The 18,975-nt window shown below is 61.3% G+C and carries 19 protein-coding genes; 3 read left to right on the forward strand and 16 right to left on the reverse strand.

Going from position 1 to position 18,975, the window contains the following annotated elements:
- Positions 1 to 105: 105 nt before the first annotated feature.
- The 11 genes from M1D88_RS07785 to M1D88_RS07835 all read right to left on the reverse strand — a co-directional run bounded on the left by M1D88_RS07785 (position 106) and on the right by M1D88_RS07835 (position 11,479).
- Positions 106 to 501: an FKBP-type peptidyl-prolyl cis-trans isomerase gene (locus M1D88_RS07785; RefSeq protein ID WP_458113962.1), complete on the reverse strand. Its 396-nt coding sequence runs from the start codon at positions 499 to 501 to the stop codon at positions 106 to 108.
- Between the two features lie 39 nt (positions 502 to 540).
- Positions 541 to 1,470: an FKBP-type peptidyl-prolyl cis-trans isomerase gene (locus M1D88_RS07790; protein WP_458113963.1), complete on the reverse strand. Its 930-nt coding sequence runs from the start codon at positions 1,468 to 1,470 to the stop codon at positions 541 to 543.
- 109 nt (positions 1,471 to 1,579) lie between these two features.
- Positions 1,580 to 2,944, reverse strand: coding sequence for a Pup--protein ligase (gene pafA / locus M1D88_RS07795; RefSeq protein ID WP_458113964.1), 1,365 nt, complete (start codon positions 2,942 to 2,944; stop codon positions 1,580 to 1,582).
- 1 nt (position 2,945) lies between these two features.
- Positions 2,946 to 3,653 carry a proteasome subunit alpha gene (gene prcA / locus M1D88_RS07800; RefSeq protein ID WP_458113965.1) on the reverse strand — a complete coding sequence of 236 codons (708 nt, stop codon included), beginning with the start codon at positions 3,651 to 3,653 and terminating at the stop codon, positions 2,946 to 2,948.
- A 1-nt stretch (position 3,654) separates the two neighbouring features.
- A complete protein-coding gene (gene prcB, locus M1D88_RS07805) occupies positions 3,655 to 4,479 on the reverse strand; it encodes a proteasome subunit beta (protein WP_458113966.1) in 825 nt (274 codons plus the stop codon).
- 66 nt (positions 4,480 to 4,545) lie between these two features.
- The gene (locus tag M1D88_RS07810; RefSeq protein ID WP_458113967.1) at positions 4,546 to 4,749 is read right to left on the reverse strand and encodes a ubiquitin-like protein Pup; all 204 of its coding nucleotides are present in this window, start codon (positions 4,747 to 4,749) and stop codon (positions 4,546 to 4,548) included.
- A gap of 84 nt (positions 4,750 to 4,833) precedes the next feature.
- Entirely contained in the window at positions 4,834 to 6,507 is a 1,674-nt protein-coding gene (gene dop, locus M1D88_RS07815) for a depupylase/deamidase Dop (protein ID WP_458113968.1), read from the reverse strand.
- Positions 6,504 to 8,288 carry a proteasome ATPase gene (gene arc / locus M1D88_RS07820; RefSeq protein ID WP_458114469.1) on the reverse strand — a complete coding sequence of 595 codons (1,785 nt, stop codon included), beginning with the start codon at positions 8,286 to 8,288 and terminating at the stop codon, positions 6,504 to 6,506. Before arc ends, dop begins: the two co-directional genes overlap by 4 nt.
- Positions 8,289 to 8,369: 81 nt before the next feature.
- Positions 8,370 to 9,434, reverse strand: coding sequence for a tRNA (adenine-N1)-methyltransferase (locus M1D88_RS07825; protein WP_458113969.1), 1,065 nt, complete (start codon positions 9,432 to 9,434; stop codon positions 8,370 to 8,372).
- Between the two features lie 130 nt (positions 9,435 to 9,564).
- Positions 9,565 to 10,737 carry a site-2 protease family protein gene (locus M1D88_RS07830; RefSeq protein WP_458113970.1) on the reverse strand — a complete coding sequence of 391 codons (1,173 nt, stop codon included), beginning with the start codon at positions 10,735 to 10,737 and terminating at the stop codon, positions 9,565 to 9,567.
- Positions 10,730 to 11,479, reverse strand: a complete 750-nt coding sequence (locus M1D88_RS07835; protein WP_458113971.1) for an HAD family hydrolase — start codon at positions 11,477 to 11,479, stop codon at positions 10,730 to 10,732. Before M1D88_RS07835 ends, M1D88_RS07830 begins: the two co-directional genes overlap by 8 nt.
- Before the next feature lie 152 nt (positions 11,480 to 11,631).
- Here M1D88_RS07835 and M1D88_RS07840 point away from each other — a divergent pair, with 152 nt between their 5' ends.
- A complete protein-coding gene (locus tag M1D88_RS07840; protein WP_309106778.1) occupies positions 11,632 to 12,537 on the forward strand; it encodes a PAC2 family protein in 906 nt (301 codons plus the stop codon).
- A 4-nt stretch (positions 12,538 to 12,541) separates the two neighbouring features.
- Here the strand turns inward: M1D88_RS07840 and mshC are convergent, their stop codons facing one another.
- Positions 12,542 to 13,852, reverse strand: a complete 1,311-nt coding sequence (gene mshC / locus M1D88_RS07845) for a cysteine--1-D-myo-inosityl 2-amino-2-deoxy-alpha-D-glucopyranoside ligase (RefSeq protein WP_458113972.1) — start codon at positions 13,850 to 13,852, stop codon at positions 12,542 to 12,544.
- 15 nt (positions 13,853 to 13,867) lie between these two features.
- Positions 13,868 to 14,701, reverse strand: a complete 834-nt coding sequence (locus M1D88_RS07850; RefSeq protein ID WP_458113973.1) for an undecaprenyl-diphosphate phosphatase — start codon at positions 14,699 to 14,701, stop codon at positions 13,868 to 13,870.
- Positions 14,702 to 14,753: 52 nt separating this feature from the next.
- On the opposite strand from M1D88_RS07850, the gene M1D88_RS07855 reads away from it, so the two are divergent.
- The gene (locus M1D88_RS07855; RefSeq protein WP_458113974.1) at positions 14,754 to 15,689 is read left to right on the forward strand and encodes an aldo/keto reductase; all 936 of its coding nucleotides are present in this window, start codon (positions 14,754 to 14,756) and stop codon (positions 15,687 to 15,689) included.
- A 42-nt stretch (positions 15,690 to 15,731) separates the two neighbouring features.
- On the opposite strand, the gene M1D88_RS07860 is transcribed toward M1D88_RS07855, so the two are convergent.
- Positions 15,732 to 16,007 (reverse strand): hypothetical protein, encoded by a 276-nt coding sequence (locus M1D88_RS07860; RefSeq protein WP_309106782.1) that lies wholly within the window; start codon positions 16,005 to 16,007, stop codon positions 15,732 to 15,734.
- A 39-nt stretch (positions 16,008 to 16,046) separates the two neighbouring features.
- Here M1D88_RS07860 and M1D88_RS07865 point away from each other — a divergent pair, with 39 nt between their 5' ends.
- A complete protein-coding gene (locus M1D88_RS07865; protein WP_309106783.1) occupies positions 16,047 to 16,280 on the forward strand; it encodes a DUF5703 family protein in 234 nt (77 codons plus the stop codon).
- 34 nt (positions 16,281 to 16,314) lie between these two features.
- Here the strand turns inward: M1D88_RS07865 and M1D88_RS07870 are convergent, their stop codons facing one another.
- Together M1D88_RS07870 and M1D88_RS07875 are read right to left on the reverse strand one after the other, a co-directional pair.
- On the reverse strand, positions 16,315 to 17,475 hold the full coding sequence (locus tag M1D88_RS07870) for an acyl-CoA dehydrogenase family protein (RefSeq protein ID WP_458114470.1): 1,161 nt from the start codon (positions 17,473 to 17,475) through the stop codon (positions 16,315 to 16,317).
- 44 nt (positions 17,476 to 17,519) lie between these two features.
- Positions 17,520 to 18,824, reverse strand: coding sequence for a M20/M25/M40 family metallo-hydrolase (locus M1D88_RS07875; protein WP_458113975.1), 1,305 nt, complete (start codon positions 18,822 to 18,824; stop codon positions 17,520 to 17,522).
- Between the last annotated feature and the right edge of the window lie 151 nt (positions 18,825 to 18,975).

Below are 18,975 nucleotides of genomic sequence, written 5' to 3' on the forward strand. Positions count from 1 at the left end.
CCGTTTGCTGAAACGCAGGAAGCGCGGCCGCAATCGGAAATACCGCTCCGATTGTTACCGCGCTTCCAGGCTCCGTGGGCTGATGGGCCAACCGTTTACCGCTGCTTAGCGCACGCCTACCAGGTCAACGACGAAGATGAGTGCCTCGTTGGGGGCGATAGCACTTCCGGCGCCACGGGAACCGTAGGCAAGCTCTGAGGGGATTTCCAGCCGGCGGCGGCCGCCGACCTTCATGCCCAGAAGGCCCTGGTCCCAGCCCTGGATGACCTGGCCGACGCCCACCTTGAAGTCCAGTGGAGCTCCACGGCCCCAGGACGCATCGAATTCTTCACCGGTGGACCAGGCAACACCAACGTAGTGCGTTGATACGGTGTCTCCCGGCTTGGCTTCGGCGCCGTCGCCCTCGATGAGGTCGGTAATCACCAGTTCAGTGGGGACATCGCCCTCAGGGAAGTCAATTTCAGGCTTCTGGCGGTCGAAATCACGCTGACCAAATGACATGGTTGCTCCTTTTGTTCGGGGTGGGACTTTGAGGATTGTTTACTTGACGCCGAGGATATCGACGACGAACACGAGGTCGCCCTTGGCTTCGCCCTGCGGCTTGTCGCCGTACGCCAAATCCTTGGGAATGACCAACAGCACGCGGGATCCGACCGTCTTCCCGGTCAGTCCCTGTGTCCAGCCCTTGATAACGCCGTTCAGGGGGAAGCTGGCTTTCTCGCCGCGATCGTAGCTGGAGTCGAACTTCGTGCCGCCTACCAGGGTCACTCCCACGTAGTTAACGGTGAGGGTGTCGCTGGCCTTGACTTCCTGGCCCTTGCCCTTGATGAGGTCCTGGGAGATGAGCTCCTTGGGGGCCGCAACGCCGTCGACGTTAATCTCGGGGATACCCTTGTCGTTTTCCTTCACAGTGGGAAGGCCTGCCGGAGGCGTGACGGTGTCACCTTCTGGCTTGTCCAGAACCGGCGGGGCGTCCTTGGAGGACAGCATCTTCACAACCAGGAGTTGGGTTGGCTGTGCCTCTCCGCCCTGGGCTGCAGCCTGTCCCGGGATGCCGATTGCCAGATAGGAGCCGATCTTCGCGCCCACGAAAGCGTTGTAAATGGCGGGGTTGCTTGTTTTGAACTCTTCATTCAGTTCGATGGGCAGCGGCTCCCCCTCGAAGGTGTCATCCAGCTTGGAACCGTCCTTGCCGCTGAGGGCGAGGATGGACACTTCGGCTATCTGACTGGCTTTGACTGATTCGCCATCGCCTTCCTTGACCACCTTTACAGTGGGTTCTGTGACATCCAGCGGCTTGGTGAATTCAACACCCGGCGCTTTCTTGTCTCCATTTTCAGTGAGCTTCAGGGTGTCGAGCTTTGCTGTTTCACCCGCGGATTGACTTGTTGGCTCGGGTGCGGCAGTTGATCCGCCGCACGCGGTCAGCAGCAGCAGCCCGGGAATGAGAATTGCTAGTATTCGGCGCACGTAAGAACTTTCGTCGGGGCAAGATGGACGTCATGCCGGCATAACGCTCGCGGCAGAACAGTGGTGGCCGTACAACGGCCCCATCCAGCTTAGCCCCTGAAGCTGGGTATCAGCCCATAGAGTCCAGAAGCGCATCCACCCGGTCGTCAATGCTCCGGAACGGATCCTTGCACAGAATGGTCTGATGCGCCCTGTCGTTCAGCTTCAGGTGAACCCAGTCAACGGTGTAGTCCCGGCCCAGCTCCTGGGCCCTTCGGACGAAGTCTCCACGTAGTTTGGCCCTGGTGGTCTGCGGCGGGGCGTCCACAGCGTCTTTGATATCGATGTCCCCTACCAGGCGCCGTGTGGCTCCCCTGGACTGGAGCAGATAAAAGAGCCCTCGTGACCGGGAAATATCATGGTAGGTAAGGTCCAGTTGGGCGATCCGGGGAGCGTCCAGTCCGAGGCCATGGCGCCCACAGTATGTGTCCATCAGCTTTTTCTTGATGGCCCAGTCAATTTCGGTATCGATGGTCCGGGTGTCACCGCTCTCGATCGCATCGAGGGTCCGTCGCCACAGATCAAGGATCAGCGGCACGTGCGGATTATGGGCGCCATTCTCGGCGACGAAGGCGGTGACTTTGCTCAGGTACTCATGCTGGATCTCGAGGGCCGTGAGCTGCCTGCCGTTGGCGAGTCGGACCAGGGCCCTGCCAGTGAGGTCGTGGGAGATCTCCCGGATGCTTCGGATGGGGTTTTCCATTCGCATGTCGCGCATGATCACCCCGGCCTCGATCATCCGGAGAAGCAGGTCCACAGTACCTATTTTGAGCAGCGCAGTGGTTTCCGACATGTTTGAATCACCAACAATGACGTGGAGGCGCCGATAGAATTCGGCGTCCGCATGAGGCTCGTCCCGGGTGTTGATAATGGGCCGTGACCTGGTGGTGGCGGAGGAAACACCTTCCCAGATGTGGTCTGCCCGTTGCGAGAAAGCGAAGGTCGCCCCGTGCGGAGTCTTCAGGATTTTTCCGGCGCCGGCAATGAGTTGGCGGGTAACCAGAAAAGGGATGAGGATTTCCGCAAGCCTGGAGAACTCGCCACGGCGTGGAATCAGGTAGTTCTCATGGCTGCCGTATGAATTGCCGGCCGAGTCTGTGTTGTTCTTGAAGAGATATACCGTGCCGTTGAATCCCTCGGCGGCCAAACGGGCCTGGGCTTCATCGACCAGGTCATCGAGGATCAGCTCGCCGGCACGGTCGTGCGCTATCAACTGCGCCAGGTCATCGCATTCAGCCGTTGCGTACTCCGGGTGTGAGCCCACGTCCAGGTACAACCGGGAACCGTTGGTGAGGAACACATTGGAGGACCTGCCCCAACTCACCACTTTGCGGAAGAGGTAGCGTGCAACTTCCTCAGGAGCCAGGGGCCGTGAATCCGGGCTGGAGTATGAAATTCCAAACTCCGTTTCGATGCCAAAAATCCGCTTGTCCATGTCAGTTCCCCTCACCTAGGAGTTCCGCGATCTCGGCGTCTCCAAGGCGGCGGAACGCCCGGCGCGTGCCGAGTGCAGTCTCCGACTCCCGGTGCAGGACCGCTACTTCAACAGCCGAGGGAGGCAAGGCCGAGGCGTCCTTATCAGTGACAAGACCGCGCATGGCCAACCGGACTGCGCCGGCAAGGTCAAGTTCCCGCTGCCAGCCTGCTTCGACGGCTGCCGAGACCTGTTCGGCCTGACCACCCATCACGATAAAACCCTTTTCGTCCGCAATGGAACCGTCGAAGGTCAGCCTGTACAGATGGTCCTCATCCTGGCGGCTGGCCACCTCCACGACAGCGAGCTCCACCTCGAAGGGTTTTTGTTCAGCTGTGAAGACCGCCCCGAGGCTTTGGGCATAAACGCTGGCCAAGCCCCTTGCGGTAACGTCCTCACGATCGTAGGAATACCCGCGTACGTCCGCATACCTCACACCTGCCTGACGGAGGCTTTCGAACTCGTTGTACTTTCCGACGGCGGCAAAGGCGATCTTGTCGTAGATTTCGCCGATCTTGTGGAGGGAAGGCGAGGGGTTCTCGGCAACAAGAGCTATCCCGTCAGCGCCACTGATGACCACCACGGACCTGCCGCGTGCGATCCCTTTCCGTGCGAAATCCGCACGGTCCTTCATCAGCTGTTCGGGAGATACATAAAACTGCTGGGTCATCTCAGGACTCCCTGTGAGCAGAAGCCCGTGACTCTATGACCCGTTGGGCGGCTTCGGCCAGGACGGCCTCAGGGACCCGGCGGGCACCTGCACGGTTCACCGTGTACACCACCGGCCATAGCTGCCGGACAGGATCCGGACCCCCGGTGGCGGAATCGTCGTCGGCCGCGTCATACAAGGATTCGACAGCCACCCGGATCGCGTCATCCTCGGAAATGTTTGGGCTCCACAGTTTCTTGAGCGCCCCGCGGGCAAACATGGAGCCGGATCCTACCGTGTGGTGTTCCTGTTCCTCGTAGCGCCCTCCGGTGACGTCATAGGAAAACAACCGCCCCACTCCCGCCTGAGTGTCGAAGCCGGCAAACAGTGGAATCACGGCGAGCCCCTGCAAAGCCATGGGCAGGTTTCCCCTGATCATTGCGCCCAGCCTGTTGGCCTTGCCGTCCAGGCTGAGCAACGTGCCTTCGATTTTTTCGTAGTGCTCGAGTTCCACCTGAAACAACCTGGTGATATCGATGGCAATCCCCGCGGTACCGGCGATACCAAGCACCGAGTACTGGTCTGCGGGGAAAACTTTTTCGATGTGGCGGCTGGCAATGATGTTTCCCATGGTGGCCCGGCGGTCACCGGCCATGAGCACGCCGCCGGCGTACGTCAGGGCAACAATAGTGGTGGCGTGCGGAACCTGCAGCGGCTGGGCGGACCCGGCTTGCGCCGTTGGAAGAGGATTGTTGAAGGGCAGCAGTCCGGGCCTGTCGCGTTGCAGGTGTTCGGTGAACGATGACGTCGTATTGGCCGCTACCTGGTTGGCTGTAGTTTCCTGCACTGCTGCACTCCTTCAACGTGGTGAATCAACGTTTTCCTCGCCCTTTGGGCACTGGCGCGCGTCCGCTTACTGGCCACCCTTTTGGACGAAGGCCCGAACGAATTCCTCAGCATTGGATTCGAGGACTCCGTCGATTTCGTCCAGAAGGTCGTCAACGCCTTGTGTGGCGGCTGACGCTTGGGCCTCAGCAGGAGCGGGAGGGGTTGCGGGGATGTCCTCGTCAACTTCACTATCCCGTGACTGCGGTTGTTGCTGCTCCTGGCCTGCCATTGTTCCTCCTTCTGAGAGTCCCCAATTCCTGCAGGGACATCCTGTAAGCCAATAGTGCCACGCCGGAGGCCCCTGCGGGTGGCTTTATCCCGGTGGCGGAGTGGTGCCCAGTCCAAGGAGCTCCGCGAGGAAGGGAGCAGCCTCATGATGACGGGCAAACAGTCCGCCGGTGAGTGCTTCAGTGCCCCGGAGCGGTTCCCGCGTGGGTACGCGTTGGAGCCGTCCGTAACCCGGAACGTCGAAGATGACGGAGTCCCAGCTGGCCCCGACAACGTCTTTGCTGAAGCTGCTGACGCAGCGTCCCCGGAAGTACGCCCTTGTGTCCGACGGCGGCTCACCCACCGCACGGGCAATGGCCTGGTCATCCACGATGCGCTGCATACGGTCCCTGGACAGAAGCCGGTGGTACAAACCCTTTTCAGGGCGGATGTCCGCCCACTGCAGATCGATCAGTCCCAGGCGTGCGTTGTCCCAGTTGAGCCCGTCCCGTTGCCGGTAACCTTCCAGCAGTGAAAGTTTTGCGAGCCACTCCACGGAGGAAGCGGCGGCGTCGCGGTCGTTGTCCAGTTGGCTGAGTGTTGCCGCCCAGCGCTCAAGGACTGCGTGCGTGTGACCGTCGCCGTCCACCGCATCCGCCACTCCGGCATCCTGCGAGAGCTTCGCGGCCGCCTCGTGGTACATCCATTGAAGATCCAGGGCTGTCACCCGCCGGCCGTCCAGAAGCCGGATGGTGGCTGTTAGGGACGTGTCATGACTGACAGTCTGGAGGGCCGCTACTGGTTCGTGGACTTCCACTTTCGGGGCCAGGCCCGCCTCAATGAGGCTAAGCACCATCGCCGTAGTGCCGAACTTCAGGTAGTTCGACGTCTGGCTGAGGTTGGCATCACCGATGATCACGTGCAGGCGCCGGTATTTGTCGGCTGTGGCATGGGGCTCGTCGCGGGTGTTGATAATGGGGCGCCGGATCGTGGTTTCCAAACCCACTTCGGCTTCAAAGAAGTCGGCACGCTGGCTGATCTGGTAGCCAGGCCGGGAGCTGTCCTGCCCCAGGCCCACGCGTCCCGCTCCACAGATAATCTGCCGGGAAACAAAGAACGGCGTAAGTCCCCTGACAATGTCCCCGAAAGGAACGGAGCGCGGCATGAGGTAGTTTTCGTGCGAGCCATAGGAGACTGACTTGTTGTCAGTGTTGTTCTTATACAGGTTGATCGGCGGCAGGGTGGGGTCAGCGGCCAGGCGCCGGACTGCCGCCAGAACCACAAGGTCACCGGCAGCATCCCAAGCCACCGCATCACGCGGGTTGGTCACTTCGGGGCTGGAGTATTCAGGGTGGGCATGATCCACATACAGCCTGGCCCCGTTCCCGAGAACCATGTTCATAAGCAGCGAGCCGGATTCGTCGTCGCCGTCGTGGTCCAGCTCGTCACGACCGTAGGCCATGGCGATGGCCTCCGCATCGAGGACCGGCGGCTGGTCCGTCAGCTGACTCGGATCGGCAGAGGTGCGTTCCACGGTCCAGCCTCTGGCATCGTGCAGGGGTTCCTCGTCCGTGTAATCCCAGCGCGTCTCCGCTCCCCCGGCCGCCCGCTGCCTGGTGACCTGGGCGTAGGCCTGGATCACGCGGGCGGACATCATGGTGGCATTGGCTCCAGGCGCAGAGGGAGCATGGATACCGTACTCTGTCTCCGAACCCATCACTCTCATGGCGCCGCCCGCCGGCAGGGCAGAACCTGGAGCGCGTTCGGCGGGGGCTGTCACAGGTACTGTCCAGTATTGGGCATCGTTTCGATGGACTTGCCCGGCTCCTGGCCTGCCTTGCCTTGGACAATGGTACGGATGTAGGTGATGCGCTCGCCCTTCTTGCCTGAAATCCTGGCCCAATCGTCCGGATTGGTGGTGTTCGGCATGTCCTCGTGCTCGCGGAACTCATCAACCACGGCTCGGAGCAGGTGGTCTATGCGGATGCCCTTCTGGGCCGTGGTGAGCAGATCCTTGATGGCGTACTTCTTGGCCCGGTCCACAACGTTCTGGACTACCGCACCTGAGTTGAAGTCCTTGAAGTAGAGCATCTCGGTATCACCGTTGGCGTACGTCACTTCGAGGAACTCGTTGGACTTGTCCGTGGAGTACATCGCTTCGACTGTGCGCTGGATCATGGCATCAACCGTGGCCTGGACATCGCCATTGTGCTCCGCAAGGTCTGAGGCGTGGAAGGGCAGGTCCGTGGTGATGTATTTGTAGAAGATGTCCGCTGCCGCCTCGGCATCCGGCCGATGGATCTTCACCTTCACGTCAAGACGGCCCGGCCGCAGGATGGCTGGATCGATCATGTCCTCGCGGTTGGAGGCGCCGATGACAATCACATTGTCCAGCCGCTCCACGCCGTCGATCTCGCTCAGCAACTGGGGAACGATGGTGGTCTCGACGTCCGAGGAGATTCCGGTTCCGCGGGTACGGAACAAGGAGTCCATCTCGTCGAAAAACACCACCACGGGGCTGCCGTCGGAGGCCTTTTCCCGTGCCCGGGAGAAAATGAGCCGGATGTGGCGCTCGGTCTCGCCGACGTACTTGTCCAGGAGTTCCGGACCCTTGATGTTCAGGAAGTAGCTCTTGAGATCCACATTCCCAGTGCGCTCGGCAGCCCTTGCGGCCAGGGAATTGGCCACAGCCTTGGCAATGAGGGTTTTGCCACAACCGGGAGGGCCATACAGGAGGATCCCCTTGGGGGCCTTAAGGCCGTGTTCACGGTACAGGTCCGGGTGCAGGAACGGGAGTTCGACGGCGTCGCGGATCTGCTCAATCTGTGGACCCAGCCCGCCGATATCGTGGTATGTGATGTCAGGGACTTCCTCCAGCACCAGGTTTTCAACCTCGGCACGTGGAACCTTTTCCAGTGCGTAACCGGTACGGGAATCTATGGACAGCGCGTCCCCGACCCTTAGCTTTTGTGCCATCAGCGGACCGGAGAGGCGGATGACGCGTTCCTCATCGGCACGGCCAACCACCAGGGCGCGGTCATGGCCCAGCATTTCCTTGAGCGTTACGAGGTCGCCGGCACGCTCGAAGCCGAGCCCTGCCACCACCAGGAGTGCCTCGTTGAGCAGCACCTCCTGGCCGACGGCCAGTTGGTTGATGTTGACCAAGGGGCTGATCCCCACGCGCATTTTGCGGCCCGCGTTGAAGATGTCTACCGATTCCTCGGTGACGGCCTGCGTGGAACTGCCCGGCGCAGCCTGCCGCTTCGGATTGAGCTGGAGAATCGTCCCGAAGCTGTAAGGAGGCTGCCCCTCTTGATCCAAGGCGTTCTTCAGGCGCAGAATCTCGGCCTTCGCGGTTTCCAACATGCCCACGAGCTTCGTGTTGTTTTGCGTTGCTGCCGCGAGTTGGCGGTCGATGTGGCGGAGTTTGTCCCTCAGAATGTTGATTTGCCGGTCAGCGACCGAAAGTTCGCTGGCGCCGTAACGTGCACCGTCCTCGGCTCCTGGACCTGCCGTGTCCCCTGCGGGCGTCCGTCCTGATTCGTTGTTTGGCATCTCCATGATCATCAGCCCCTTCTTGCGCTCTTATTAAGACCATAGTCCCAACAACGCAAGGTCTGCTGAAGCTTTCCGAAATACGGACTAGTTCGTGATCTTTGGATCGTCCTTCACATTGGTTCCGGCAATGGCGTCACGGGCAGCCCGTCGCAGTTTCTTGTCAGACACCAGACGCTCTCCCACCGCGCCCGGAGTCCAGGCGTTGACGTCCTCGTCGTTGAACTCCGTCTTGGAGGGACGACGCTTCACAGAGATGCCGGTGACGCCGTCGGCCAGCCTGCGCGTTACCAGCAGGAAGCCGGTATGCGCCACCATCCGGTGGTCCGGGCGTACGGCCAGGCCTTCCAGGTGCCATCCCCGCACCAACGATTCCCAGGCGTCGGGCTCTGTGAAGCGACCGTCTGCCCGGATGGCCTCAGCGGTACGGGACAGTTGGGTCACCGTAGCAACGTAGTTGATCCACACACCACCCGGGGCAAGAACCGTTGCCACGGCGTCCAGGCACTCCCAAGGTGCGAGCATGTCGAGGACCACACGGTCAACGGAGCCGGGGACTTCACTGCGCACCACTTCTTCCTGGAAGTCGCCCAGGGAGATCTGCCATGCCGGATGCGGACCACCAAAAATTGTCTCCACGTTTCCACGCGCAATATCGGCAAATTCCTCACGTCGCTCAAAGGAATGCAGGTAGCCGTTGTCCCCTACTGCGCGCAGGAGCGAAATGGACAGGGCTCCGGAGCCCACGCCCGCCTCTACCACCCGGGCGCCGGGGAAGATGTCAGCCATGGTCACAATCTGCCCGGCGTCTTTGGGGTAAACCACCGCGGCTCCACGGGGCATGGACAGCACAAAGTCCGACAGCAACGGTCGAAGCGTCTGGTACTGCTGGCCAACGTTGTTGGTCACTACCGAGCCGTCAACCTTGCCGATGATCTCATCGTGGTTCAGGAATCCACGGTGGGTGTGGAATGCTCCCCCCACCTCCAGGGTGATGGTGTTCATCCGGCCACGTTCGTCAGTCAGCTGCACGCGCTCACCCTCGCGGAAGGGGCCCCGGCGCCTCGCGGCACCAACCGGCTCGGCACTTGCCGTACCCAAGCCCGGATTTTCGGCTGTGGTGGTACCGGTGGCGGCGTGATCGCTGCTCATGGACTGTTCCTCGCTCCTGTAATGCTTGTCTGACTGCTCATTGAGAGCGCCGGCACCAGGCGGCCGGGCCTGGTGGTGATTGTGCTCTTGCCCTATTTCATGGCCGGCAGGTAACTCTACCGGTTCCTGCCTATCTGCGCCCGTTGCGCTGGGCTTCCCTGCCTGTGATCGCGTCCAAAACGGCGTGCTTGTGCAACACGCCTGTCACTATGCCATGGTCATCGATCACGGCATACTCGCTGCCATTTAGCTTTGACAAGTATTGGAGCAGATCCTGGCCCTTGTCCGATTCCAGAACGTAGGCGCCGTCCTCGAGGTTGTAGGAGACCGCACTTGCAGGGGTACTTGCTTCTGCCCCGGTCGGGACCGCCGCTACAGATTTAGGATCCACCAACTGTTTGGGTCGCCTGTCGCTCCCGAACAGGACCACCGCCGGGAAACCGGCCGGTGAAAGACGCAGGACGTCCGCCACCGTGGATGCTTCGGAGAGGCCGACGGCGGGTTCCGCCAATGCGGCTGCGGCCACCAGATGCAGCCGGCTCCGCAGCCTGCCCTGCTGAATGGCAGCCGAAGCACCAACCCACAGGAAACCGGCCACCAGAACTGTGACGATCATCAGGGTGATGTCAGGCCGCTCGCCGCGCAACATTGGTAGGCCGACGAACAAGGCGATGAGGGCGACTACGATCAACCTCCCCGACCAGCCCGCGGCGATGGTGCCCCTTGCCTGGTTTCCCGTTGCAACCCAGACAGCTGACTCAACCAGCCTGCCTCCGTCCAGCGGCAACCCTGGGAGGATGTTGAAGATCGCAATCACGAAGTTGGCCCATGTGAAGATGTTGATGAGAATATCGGCGACTCCCGTCAGTGATCCTGCGGAAATCACAGCCCAGCCACCGGCAGCCAGCACGAAGTTGGCCGCCGGGCCCGCCAGAGCAACTATCAGGGACCGGCCGGGCGTCGGCGTGAATTCTTCAAAACTCGTATGCCCGCCCCAGAGGTTCAGCACGATCTTGTCCGTGGACCATCCATAGATCTTCGCGGTCAGCGCGTGGGCGAGCTCGTGGACCAGGACACTGAACAGTAAGAGCAAGGCGTAAGCCAACGCCACGAAATACGCGGTCATTCCGAGCCTCGGGAAATCCTGCGCAAGGACCGGCCCGTAGACAAAAACTGTAAATGCGGCGATGACGAACCAGGAATAGGCCAGCACCACCCGGATTCCCGCGATTCGGCCCAAGGCTATACCCTCGCCGAACCCGTTGCGCCGGCCGTTACGGGCACCTGTTGTGGATTCAGTCAACGCTGTTACTCCCTGGTTCTGCGGCTTCCACCGGAAATGGGGCCAACGGGAATTTCCGCCGACGGTCCACAAGTTGCTCGAGGTCCGCGACGCTGCGCCCTTCCAGTGTGTCCCACATGGCATGGCGGGGATCTTCCGCCAAGGCCATGATGTGTGGAATGGCCACAGTTACGGCTCCGGATGCTACGGCTGCGGCCACTCCCGGTTCGGAGTCTTCAAGCGCAACACAGTCATCTGCCGTCAGTTCGGGATCATTCTGTTGGAGGAGCTCAATGGCTTTCAGATAGGCCTCGGGATGGGGCTTCCCCCGGCTCACGGTGTCACCCGTGATGAGAAATTCGAAATAAGGCCTGGGCAGGCTTGCCACTATTTCCCGGGCCAGCGGTCCTTCAGACATGGTCACCAGTGCGCAGCGGACTTCCGCCGCGTGCATCTGCTCCAGCAGTTCTCGTGCCCCGGGACGCCAGGGGACGGTCTCCCGTACCCTGCTGATGACCTGCGCGGTCAGGGTGTCGATGATGTCCCTGCGGGACATTTCCACCCCGGCCTCCTGCAGTATGCCGGCCGAGAAAACCAGGGATTGCCCTACAAGCCGGAGCGCCTGTTCGTGCGACCACTCACCACCGTGGGCTGCCACCAGCGCATACTCGGCCTCGATCCAGTAGGGCTCAGTGTCCACGATGGTGCCATCCATGTCCCACAATGCTGCTTTCAGTACGGGCGGGGAGGCTGATGATCGCATGCCTTCAAGTCTACGGGGAGCGAATGGCCGGCTATCCGCGCTACGCCCTCGGCGAATTCCGGACTGAGGTTCCCGGTTCCCCGCTGGTTTCATCCTGATTCGCAGCGATTCATTCAATGCGTAGCGTCGGCTCTTGGACGTAGGGTGAAGGAATGAATAGCTTTGACGGAGACATCACGGCGCCGGAGGGTACGGTCGAACCGGACCGGTTGCTGCAGCCTGTGCCCGAAGGGCAGCGCATCACTGTGATGCTTGCCGCCTTCGAAGGTTGGAATGACGCCGGAGAAGCCGCCAGCGATGCGCTTCGCTACCTTAACAAGCTCTGGGACGGCAAGAAGGTTGCCGCCATTGATGCGGACGAGTACTACGATTTCCAGTTCACCCGTCCCACTATCCGGCGTACCCAATCCGGTGAGCGCAAGATCAAATGGCCATCAACGCGGATCTACAAGGCAAGTGCGCCCGACACCAACGTGGACATCATTTTCGTGCAGGGCACAGAGCCGTCATATAAATGGCGCGCCTACACGGCAGAGCTGCTGGTACACGCCGAAGCCCTCAACGTCGACTACGTGGTTCTTGTAGGAGCTTTGCTGGCCGATGTACCGCACAGCCGGCCGATCCCCGTCAGCGCTTCCACCGATGACAATGCGCTGCGGGAGCGGATGGACCTTGAGGCCTCCCAGTACGAAGGACCCGTGGGCATAGTGGGCGTACTTGCGGAAGTTGCCCTGCTGGCCGGCCTGCCTACAATTTCCCTCTGGGCGGCGGTGCCCCACTACGTTGCACAGGCTCCCTCCCCCAAGGCGCAGCTTGCCCTGCTGCACCGTATCGAGGAGCTCTTGCAGATTCCCCTGGATACCCACGAACTTTCCGAGGAGTCTGACGCGTGGGAGCGGGGTGTGGACGAGCTCGCGACCGAGGACCCGGAGATTGCCGCGTATGTCCGCCAGCTCGAGGAGGCGAAGGACACCGCCGATCTTCCTGAGGCCAGCGGGGAGTCCATAGCCCGTGAGTTCGAGCGTTATTTGAAGCGTCGCGGCAAGGACAAGCCCTAGAGGTTTAGAGCCGGACGCCGAGCAAGGCGTCGAGTGCGTCGCTTATCAGCGCCGCATCCAGCTCTGAGCCTTCGCCCTGGAGTTCCGCGTCATCACGCTGCTTCGATTCGTGTAGGTCCAGGGCGCTGGCTGCCCAGCGGTCAACAGCTGCCAGGGCACCGGGTGCGTTGAGATCCTGCGACATCTCACTCCGCACTGCGGCTACCAGGCCTGCTCCGGATCCTTCCGGTGCTACCGAAACAGCCAGCGTCCAGCGGGCAAGCCTGGCTTTCGCTTCCGCAAATTCCGCCTCCGTCCAAGACCAGTCAGTGCGATAGTGATGTGCCAGGATGGCGAGCCTTATGGCGGAAGGCTTCTCCCCCGCGGCCCTCAGCTTGGAAACCAGGACAAGATTGCCTTTGCTCTTGCTCATCTTTTCGCCGTCGAGGCCCACCATGCCGGCATGGGCGAAGTGCTGGGCAAGGGGCAGCCCGGACAGCGAGTAGGCATGCCCGGCGCCCATCTCATGGTGCGGGAAAATCAGGTCCGATCCGCCGCCCTGCACGGTAAAAGGAGCCGGCAGGTACTGCTGTGCGATGACGGTACATTCAATGTGCCAACCCGGCCTTCCCTGGCCGAGTTCCCCTCCGGCCCAGCTGGGCTCACCCTCCCTGGCCACGCGCCAGAGGAGCGGGTCCAATGCCTGCCGTTTTCCGGCGCGCCCCGGGTCGCCGCCCCGCTCAGAGAACAGCTCCAACATCTCGGCCTCGCCGAGGCCTGAAATGGAACCGAGGGTCCAGGCGTCCGCTCCTACCGAATGCTTACTGGCCGCCTCGACGTCGTAGTAGACGTCGCCGTCGGGCTCTCCGGCGGTTCCTGGAACGCGGTAGGCGAGTCCGAGCTCCAACAGCCGTTCGATGGCGGGGACGATCATGGGGATGGCTTCCACGGCGCCAACGTAATGATCCGGCGGCAGGACGTTGAGGGCCTCCATATCGGAGCGGAAGAGCTCGATCTGGCTGGCAGCCAGGTCTCTCCAGTCCATCCCTGTTGCGGTGGCGCGTTCCAGAAGAGGGTCGTCGATATCCGTCACGTTTTGGACGTAGGAGACCCGCTTGCCAGCGTCCCGCCACGCCCGGTTCAGGAGATCGAAAGCGACATAGCTGGCCGCATGCCCCATGTGGGTGGCGTCATATGGCGTGATGCCACAGACATACATCGACGGCTCCCCCGGCCCATCCAAGGAAACAACGGAGTCTTTAGCCGAGTCGAAAAGCTGAACGGTGGGCATACGCCCGGGCAGCTGTGGGACAGGACGGGATTTCCAGGATTTCACAGCCCAAGCCTAGTGCTAGGCGCTGATGACGTTGAAACCGAGCAGCAAGTACAGTGCCATTCCAAGGAAGATGCGGTACCAGACAAACAGCCGGTAGCTCCGGGTTGAGACGAACTTCAGGAACCAGCCGATGATGATGTAGCCCACGACGAACGCAATGACGGTGGCAAGGGCAGTTTCAGGCAATCCATAGGGACCGGACACACCGTCCTTGGAGACCACTTTGTAGAGCTGGTACAGGCCGCTTCCGAAAACAGCGGGGATGGCGAGCAGGAACGAGTACCTGGCGGCGGCTTCGCGGGTGTACCCCATCAGAAGTCCGGCGGTGATGGTCCCACCGGATCGGGAAACGCCTGGTATCAGGGCCATTGCTTGGGCGAAACCGTAGATAATGCCGTGCTTGTACGTCAGTCTGGTCAGGTCCGTCTGCTGGCGGCCGACGGCGTCAGCGACGGCAAGGATCATCCCGAAGACGATGAGGGTGGTTGCCACGATCCAGAGGCTTCTCAGGACCGACTCAATCTGGTCCTGGAACAGGAGGCCCAGGATGATGATCGGCAGGCTGCCGAGGATCACCAGCCAACCCATCCGGGCATCAGGGTCCTGCCGCGAGACTCTGCCCCGGAGGGATCCTGACCAGGCACCCATGATCCGCACGATGTCGCGCCAGAAATAGACGATCACCGCTGTCTCTGTACCCAACTGCGTGATCGCGGTGAAGGCTGCACCGGGATCTGCGGCATTAGGCAGGAAGGAACCGACAATCCGGAGGTGGGCACTTGAGGAGATCGGGAGGAATTCCGTCAGTCCCTGTACAAGGCCCAGCAGGGCAGCTTCAATCCAGTTCACGTTTATAGACCCTACGTCATTGCACCTGGGGAATCCCCGTAAGCTTGCTGCTATGCAGCAGCGTTATGTCGGCAACAGTGGGTTGCGCGTGTCCGCCCTTTCTCTTGGCACCATGTCCTGGGCGCGTGAAACCGATGAGCAGGACGCCTCTGAGCTGCTACGGACTTTCGTTGATGCCGGCGGGACGCTGATCGACACCGCGGCCTCCTACTCAGAGGGCCAGGCAGAGGCGGTCCTTGGCGGCTTACTGGGAGACGTCGTCGCCCGCTCCGAAGTGGTCATCTCCACCAAAGCGGGACTTTCGACGGCGGATGACCGGCGCCGGGTGGACACCTCCCGAAGCGGAATGCTGTCGGGGCTTGACGCCAGCCTTGCACGTCTGGGCACCGACTATGTCGATGTGTGGTTTGCGCACGCCTGGGACCCCAATGTCCCGCTCCAGGAAACACTCTCGGCCATGGAGTTCGCCGTGAGCAGCGGCCGCGCAAGGTATGCGGGCGTGTCGAACTTTAACGGCTGGCAAACGGCCAAGGCGGCAGCTGTTGCGGGTTTCCCTCTGGTCGCCAACCAGTCAGAGTATTCCCTCCTGCAACGCCGGCCTGAGGACGAGCTCCTTCCCGCCATTGAGGACGCAGGCCTGGGTCTTCTGGCCTGGGCGCCCCTCGGCCGTGGCGTCCTGAGCGGGAAATACCGCGGCCACATCCCCTCAGATTCCCGTGCAGCCCAAAAAAGGCTTGCCGGCTATGTGGAACGGTATCTTGAGCCGGAGTCATCGAGGATAGTCGAAGCTGTTGCCATGGCGGCAAGGGGCCTCGGCAGGACTCCCGTCGACGTTTCCCTGAGCTGGCTGATTGCCCAGAATGGAGTGGCAAGTGCGGTGGTAGGTGCGCGCACTCCTGTCCAGCTGAAGGAGATCCTGGCATCCCAGCTGGCTCCCCTGCCGCCAGAGATCGCCCGCGCCCTGGAAGATGTTTCTCTCGCGTCCTGACAGTTAGCTGCCGGACGTTGTTAGCTGCCGATCTCCGCGCAGTTAGCTGTCGGACTCCACAATCTCAAGATCGTCGTCGTCCACGTCTTCTTCGAGGTCATCCTCATCGTCCTCGACCTCATCGATAACTTCCAGAGGCGTCACTTCTCCGTACGCTTCATACAGGGAATCGTCGTAGACTTCGAAAGCATCAGCGACAGCAAAAAAAGCAGCCTCAACCGTGGGGTCACCCTCACCCCGCCGTGCCGAGGCTGCGATCAGGTGTTCTTCCAAAGCAGTGGTCAAAGACTGAAGCGCGACACGCGGATCGATGCTCATGACTTCACGTTAGCCGGAAAAAGACGAAAATGGAGAGCAATGAAGGAACATTTTCTGCGCAGCTCCGTCGAACGCGAGCGGGACTATGTGAGGCAGTACGAGTACCTCGTACTGACGATTGGTCCTGAGGATTCACTGCCTGAGGCCCGGCGGAGACTTGTTGAACATTCCGAGTACGGCAAGTGGGAATTAGAGCGCAGCCGCCTCTATGTGGGCGGCGGAAGACGGTTCTGGCTGCGACGCCGGGTGACCCAGGTGCAGCGAACGGTTTAGCAGGACGGGTGGTCCTTTGCTGCCCGAGAGCGAATCAGAAACTCTCCAGAGGTCCCAGCCATGCGTTTGCCACTGTGTTGTGAGCCGACTCGTCGTCGGACGGATGGAACATCCCGGCCAGCACATCCCGGTAGAGCCTCTCCAGTTCGCTTCCTTTGAAATAGCTTGAGCCGCCTGAGACCCTGATGGCCACGTCCACGACTTCCCGGGCGGTTTCGGTGGCGTTCACTTTGAGGGACACGAGTTTGGGAAACCATTGGCTTCCGTAATCCACCTTCTCATCCACGTGGTGCGCAATCAGCTGCAATTGCGGGTAGAGGCGTTCCAAGGCCATTGCCGCCGCTGACACCTTCCAGCGAATATCGGGATCCTGCGAGTAGAGACGGCCATCATTCTTCAATGATGTCCGGCGCTTAACTGCCTGCACTCCCAGTACCAAAGCGCGTTCCCCGATGCCGGTGTAGACGGCTGCGAGCAACGTTTCGAAGCAGGCGAAGATGGCGAAAATCAGAGGGTCCGCATTGGGGCCAACCGGTAGCTTCCGGAAGATCCGTTCAGACGGTACGTAGACACCTTCCAGGATGGTGGTGCAGGACTGGCTGGCCCTCATGCCGAGCGTGTTCCAGTCATCCAGGATCATGTATCCGGGAGTGTCACGATGGATGAAGCCGTGAACCAGTTCGCCCTCTCCATCACGGGCTCCACTGTCCTTGCCGAAGATGCCGAGCCGTGTCCAGACAGGGGACAGACTTGTGAAGATTTTTCGGCCGGTGAAGCTGTATCCTCCCGCGGGCTGCGGATGGGCTTCGGTGATGGAGTCGAACAGGACTGCATCATTACCTGCCTCTGAATTGCCGAAAGCGTACAGCTCCCCCTCCCCCGCCTCGCGGAGAACAAAATCCAGGGAATTGTCACCTCTTGCTGCCAGGACGTAAGCCACTCCGGTCCAGACGAGATGCATGTTGATTGCCAAGGCTGTAGCAGGAGCCGCCGTTGCGAGCCTGCGCTGCAGCTGTGCTGCCGCTTCCAGCCCAAGGCCCAGGCCGCCGTCGGAAACGGGCACGAAAATCTTCAGGTAGCCGGCGTCGCGCAACTCGTCCAGGTCTTCGTAGAAGAACGAATTGTCCCGGTCGTAGCCGGCGGCGCGGCTCCGGATCCGTTCGAGCAGCCTGTCCGGCAGGATCTCATCGATCATCACGGTTCCACCTTCGGTGACTGGAGCTTCAGCATGCGTAAGGGTCAGTAAGTGGTCAGCAGTCGTTCGAGGACCCTGGTACCGAACTTCAGCGAGTCGGCGGGAACACGTTCGTCCACTCCATGGAACATTCCCGTGAAATCCAGGTCAGCTGGCAGTTGGAGTGGTGCGAAGCCATAGCCGGCAATCCCCAACCTGCTGAGGGCCTTGTTGTCTGTCCCTCCGGAAAGTGTGTACGGAAGGACCTTCGCACCGGGATCTTCGGCGTGGAGGGAGTCGATCATCGAGTCCACCAGGTTTCCGGCGAACGGCACTTCCAGTGATACGTCCTGGTGAACGTAACTGACGTCCACTCCGCTGCCGGCAAGGTCACGGACGATCTCCAGGACCTGGTCTTCCTGCCCGGGAAGGGTCCGGCAGTCCACCAGGGCTTCCGCGGACTCGGGGATGACGTTGTGCTTGTAGCCGCCCTTGAGTAGCGTCGGGTTGCTTGTGTTCTGGAGGGTGGCTCCCACGAAGCGCGCCAATGTTCCCAGTTCCTTGAGGAGGCGCTCGGGGTCGTCGGCATCAAACTCGACGCCGGTGAGTTCGGTCACACCGTCGAGGAACTGCCGGGTGGTGGGGGTCAGCTCAATCGGCCACTGGTACTCGCCGATGCGGGAGACAGCGCTGGCCAGCCGCGTGATGGCGTTGTCGGTGCTGATCTGGGAGCCATGCCCTGCCCGTCCGTGCGCCACCAGGCGAAGCCAGGAGAGCCCCTTTTCGGCCGTCTGCAGCAGGTAGGTTCGCTGCCCCCCGATAGTGGCCGAAAAACCGCCTACTTCGGAAATAGCCTCCGTAGCCCCCTCAAAGAGTTCAGGGCGCTGCTCGACGGCGTAGCGGGAACCGAAGGTTCCGCCGGCCTCTTCATCAGCAAAAAACGCAAAGATGATGTCCCTTTTCGGTTTACGGCCAGTCCGGGCAAACTGCCGCATGACTGAAAGGATCATGGCGTCCATGTCCTTCATGTCTACCGCACCGCGGCCCCAAATCAGGCCATCCTTCAGCTCGCCCGCGAAAGGGTCCACGCTCCACTGGTCCCTGAGAGCCGGCACCACATCGAGATGGCCGTGGACCACCAGTGCGCTGGCGGAGGGGTCTTCTCCTGCAATACGGGTCACCACGTTGGCGCGGCCCGGGGCGGATTCGAAGATCTCGGCTTCCAGGCCGACCTCTGTTATGAGCCCGGCCGTATATTCGGCAGCCGACCGCTCTCCCGGGCCCGTACCGTCACCGAAATTGGACGTGTCGATCCGGATCAATTCCTGGCAGATCCGGACGACTTCGTCCTCGGGGCGGATGACAGTCATGGCTCTCTCCTCAAATCGGTGGGCTCGTGGTCCCAAGCCTACCCAGTGGGCCCCATTCGTCCCGATTCCAACTTTCCCCAGAGTTCGTGTTAGAGTTTTTCTCGCTGCTTCGGAGAGAAGCGAACCGCCGAAGGGCGGAAATCGTGCTCCG

It is taken from the genome of Arthrobacter sp. R1-13 (assembly GCF_054161475.1).

Coding starts and splice junctions, on each gene's coding strand:
- M1D88_RS07855 (WP_458113974.1), top strand. CDS start 14,754: ATGCAGCAGCGTTATGTCGGCAACAGTGGGTTGCGCGTGTCCGCCCTT.
- M1D88_RS07835 (WP_458113971.1), bottom strand. CDS start 11,479: ATGCGATCATCAGCCTCCCCGCCCGTACTGAAAGCAGCATTGTGGGAC.
- M1D88_RS07785 (WP_458113962.1), bottom strand. CDS start 501: ATGTCATTTGGTCAGCGTGATTTCGACCGCCAGAAGCCTGAAATTGAC.
- M1D88_RS07860 (WP_309106782.1), bottom strand. CDS start 16,007: ATGAGCATCGATCCGCGTGTCGCGCTTCAGTCTTTGACCACTGCTTTG.
- M1D88_RS07865 (WP_309106783.1), top strand. CDS start 16,047: ATGAAGGAACATTTTCTGCGCAGCTCCGTCGAACGCGAGCGGGACTAT.
- M1D88_RS07870 (WP_458114470.1), bottom strand. CDS start 17,475: ATGATCGATGAGATCCTGCCGGACAGGCTGCTCGAACGGATCCGGAGC.
- pafA (WP_458113964.1), bottom strand. CDS start 2,944: ATGGACAAGCGGATTTTTGGCATCGAAACGGAGTTTGGAATTTCATAC.
- M1D88_RS07840 (WP_309106778.1), top strand. CDS start 11,632: ATGAATAGCTTTGACGGAGACATCACGGCGCCGGAGGGTACGGTCGAA.
- M1D88_RS07825 (WP_458113969.1), bottom strand. CDS start 9,434: ATGAGCAGCGATCACGCCGCCACCGGTACCACCACAGCCGAAAATCCG.
- M1D88_RS07875 (WP_458113975.1), bottom strand. CDS start 18,824: ATGACTGTCATCCGCCCCGAGGACGAAGTCGTCCGGATCTGCCAGGAA.
- M1D88_RS07810 (WP_458113967.1), bottom strand. CDS start 4,749: ATGGCAGGCCAGGAGCAGCAACAACCGCAGTCACGGGATAGTGAAGTT.
- arc (WP_458114469.1), bottom strand. CDS start 8,288: ATGGAGATGCCAAACAACGAATCAGGACGGACGCCCGCAGGGGACACG.
- prcA (WP_458113965.1), bottom strand. CDS start 3,653: ATGACCCAGCAGTTTTATGTATCTCCCGAACAGCTGATGAAGGACCGT.